Below are 3775 nucleotides of genomic sequence, written 5' to 3'. Positions count from 1 at the left end.
GAACCTGGCGGCTGCGAAAGGGAAGCCCACTCTGTTCACTTTTGGCAAGCTATTTTAAATATTGGAATATTAATATGACACAAACCTAAAGGCGGCTGCGGTGCGATCGAACTCGGCTAGACTTGCGAAAATGCGAAAAACGAGCCGACCCTAAGCAGTAGTGGTGTCGATAGGGTCATTCAGACTAACTGACCTAATATGTTACTGCTCAAGCAGAGTTACAATCTTGATTAAGTGAATCAAGGAACGACCTAGTCGCCAGGTGGCCGGAGCCATCAATCTTCCAGATCATTAACGTATTTTCCTCCCGGAGGATTTCTAGTAATCTGTTTAGTTCAGGCTGTTCAATTTTACTACCACTGGCTTTCTCCTGGAAGATTTTCGAGCAGCCGGCTGCTTTCAGGGCATCTAGCTGAAGTGATAAGTTTTGATCTTGGCCGGGCGGTCGGAGCCGTAGAGACTCGGGCGTAACCTAGCTTCATGATAAAACAAGGAGTATTTCACGCTAGACACGTGAACGTTGAAATTTGTTTTCGATTTAGAAGCAGGTTGTGTGAGTTGAAATTACAGAAAAATAAATTATTCACGCTTTTCAAATTAAATGGAATCAATGAGATGGGTTACTCAAATAGAGGGAGTGTTTTTTGAAATACCACAATAATGAAAATCACTTCAGGTTCGCCTAAAATCGTTCAAAGGTTCCGATTCGATGGAATGACTCTATCAGGTAGATTGGTATCCCTCAATGATGGTTCTTCTAACTGACTTCTGGTCCCGAATACTTCGATAAAAATATTTTTTTACTTAAAAGGGATAATTGCTATTAGAGCTCGCACTTAGCTAATAGACCGGCTTGGCTGCTTTTGCACAACGTATAGATAGTGATATCCTATTGATTGAACAAGGAGCAAATTGCTTCACCTACCGGGCTATATACGACATCTTAATCCCATTTTCGTATGAAAATAGCCTTTTACTCAGTAATACAGGCATTACTCTTAAGTGCTCTGTTGGTATTAATCAGTACAAGTTCGTTTGCCCAGGAACGGCGTTTGACTGGAACAATTACTAGTGCCAGTGGAGCTGTTCCTGGTGCTAACATCGTCCTAAAGGGTTCACAAACGGGCACTTCCTCGGATGCCAATGGTAATTTCGTAATCAGTGTCCGTGGGGAGAATCCGGTGCTGGTTATCTCATCCATTGGGTATAAATCCCAGGAGGTTCCGATTGGAAATCGGACTTCGCTAACGATAACACTTGACGAAGAAGCTACTGCTCTAAGTGAAGTCGTCGTGACAGGTTATTCAACGGAGAATCGACGGGAAGTTACTGGTGCTGTTTCCACTGTCAAGCCTCAGCAGTTACAGATTGTTCCGTCCCCTAACGTAGAGCAACAACTCCAGGGGCGAGTCGCCGGGGTTACCGTCATCACCAACGGACAGCCTGGTACGTCGTCGCAGATCCGAATTCGGGGCTTCGGTTCTTTTGGCGGTAATCAGCCTTTGTATGTAGTCGATGGCGTACCTACGCAGACCATCCAGTTTATTAACCCCAATGATATCGAAACGACTACGGTGTTGAAAGATGCGGCATCCGCTTCGATCTACGGGGCTCGCGCAGCGGCTGGCGTCATTGTTTTGACTACAAAAAAGGGCCAACGCCGAGCGCAGAAACTATCCGTTTCGTATGACGGTCTCTATGGGATCACAGATCCAGGCAAAGGCCCGGCCATTCTGAATCCACAGGAGCAGGCTGACTGGACCTGGCAAGCTAGAAAGAATGACCTTTTTCAGGCGGGTACTGCTGTTGGCCCAAATAGTTTTGCCGGTATTGCCAATGGGCAGTATGGCTCAGGCCAAACCCCTGTTCTGCCCGATTACTTGCTGGTTGGTAGCAAAGCTGGGGTGGCAGCCTCAGCCGTTGACTTGACGGCTGAAGCGTCTAAATATAATGTCAATCCGGCGAACGGCGCCATTTATAACGTCATTGCGGCTAATAAACAGGGTACTGACTGGTACAAAGAAATTACGCACGTTGCTCCGTTGACCCGCCATACCCTAGGGTTTTCAGGCGGTACTGAAACCTCGCGGTACTACTTAGGGCTCGGGATGCAACAACAGGCGGGTATTGTCATTAATAACAACTTTTCACGCTATAGCTTCCGGGCGAACACCGAGTTTGACCTAAGCAGGAAATTACGCTTTGGCGAGAATGTGCAACTAGCGTATGTATCGGCTACCGGATTGCAGGGCAGTGTCGGTAGTTCGTTAGGCAATGCGACAAATAACAACTCCAGTGTGTCCGGTGACGAGAATGACATCCTGACTGCCTTTCGGATGGCCCCGATTATTCCCGTTTACAATGCATTTGGAGGGTACGCCGGAACGGCCGCACCCGGCTTTAACAACCCACGTAACCCAGTAGCGAACCGCCAGGCAGCTGCCAACAATATTAACTATACGATCTTCGGTTTTGGCAATGCTTATCTGGAGTATGATCTGATACCGAGTCTGACGCTTCGGAGCAGTATTGGCGGTAACTATTATAGCAACTACAATAACTCCTATTCACGGGCCACGTACGAAAACTCGGAGAACATCGCCAACTTCACCTACTCAGAGGGCGCTTCCTACGGACTAGCCTGGACCTTTACCAACACCGCCAACTATAAACAAACCTTCGGCAGGCACGACATTTCGGCCCTCGTTGGCCTCGAAGCGCTCAACACCGGAGCGGGTCGAAGCATCAGCGGGTCAGGATTGAATCCATTCACGACTGACCCCAACTACGTTACCCTCTCGACTACGGTTCCCGGCACCACCCGCCAGGTGAATAGTTCCTACAATCGAGGCAACAATTTTTACTCGCTCTTTGGGCAGGCTCGCTACACTTTTAACGACAAGTACATCGCTACGGTTGTTGTCCGGCGCGATGGTAGCTCCCAGTTTGGTCCTTCTTACCGATATGGTGTGTTCCCCGCTTTCTCAGCCGCCTGGCGTATTTCCTCGGAAGAGTTCATGAAGAATCTGCCCTGGGTGTCTGAGCTGAAGATTCGGGGTGGGTATGGACAGATGGGCAACTCGAACTACCTCTCCTCGACAAACCAATTTAACCTCTTCGGGTCAAATGCGGCCAATGGCTACGATTTGGGAGCAACCAATAATACAATTCAGCCGGGTTATTACACCAGTCAAATTGGGAATCCAGATGCTAAGTGGGAAACCTCTGTTACGTCTAACATCGGGCTGGATGGGGCCTTCTTCCACAACCGACTGGAAGTCGTCGTTGACTTCTGGCGCAAGGATACCAAAGACTTGCTCTATCAACTAGCCCTGCCCTCAGTGGTCGGCGTGCGGGCTGCTGCCCCTTTCGTCAACGTGGCCAGCATGCGCAATCAGGGGATTGACCTGCTGCTGACCTCTCGGGGTAAAATAAGTGGTGATTTGAGTTACGAAGTAACAGGCATCGGTAGTTTTTTGAACAACCGCATTACAGCCATTGCTCCTCAGGTTCCGTATTTCACGGGTGGAGGTACCCGCATAGGCGGGCCTGTGGTACGCAATGAAGCAGGCCATCCACTCTCGGCCTTTTATGGCTATAAAGTTGTTGGCCTGTTTAATTCCAAAGAAGAAGTAGCAGCCGCTGCGACTCAGACGGGGGCGGCACCCGGCCGCTTCCGGTTTGCCGATCTGGATGGGGACGGCAAGATCTCCGACAATGACCGCACTTACTTGGGATCGCCCATCCCCAAGTTCACCGGCAGTATTACGCTCAG

2 protein-coding genes are annotated in these 3775 nt (G+C 49.2%); one reads left to right on the top strand and one right to left on the bottom strand.

Annotated features, from left to right (window positions below; all coding sequences use genetic code 11):
- Nucleotides 1-208: 208 nt before the first annotated feature.
- Nucleotides 209-379: a recombinase family protein gene (locus ACYVC2_RS13590; RefSeq protein ID WP_461102979.1), complete on the bottom strand. Its 171-nt coding sequence runs from the start codon at nucleotides 377-379 to the stop codon at nucleotides 209-211.
- 580 nt (nucleotides 380-959) lie between these two features.
- Here ACYVC2_RS13590 and ACYVC2_RS13585 point away from each other — a divergent pair.
- Nucleotides 960-3775: SusC/RagA family TonB-linked outer membrane protein (locus ACYVC2_RS13585; protein ID WP_461102978.1), on the top strand; the 2816-nt coding region annotated here is incomplete at its 3' end.

This window comes from Spirosoma koreense (genome assembly GCF_054777875.1).
This window is presented reverse-complemented; position numbering and strand designations above follow the sequence as displayed.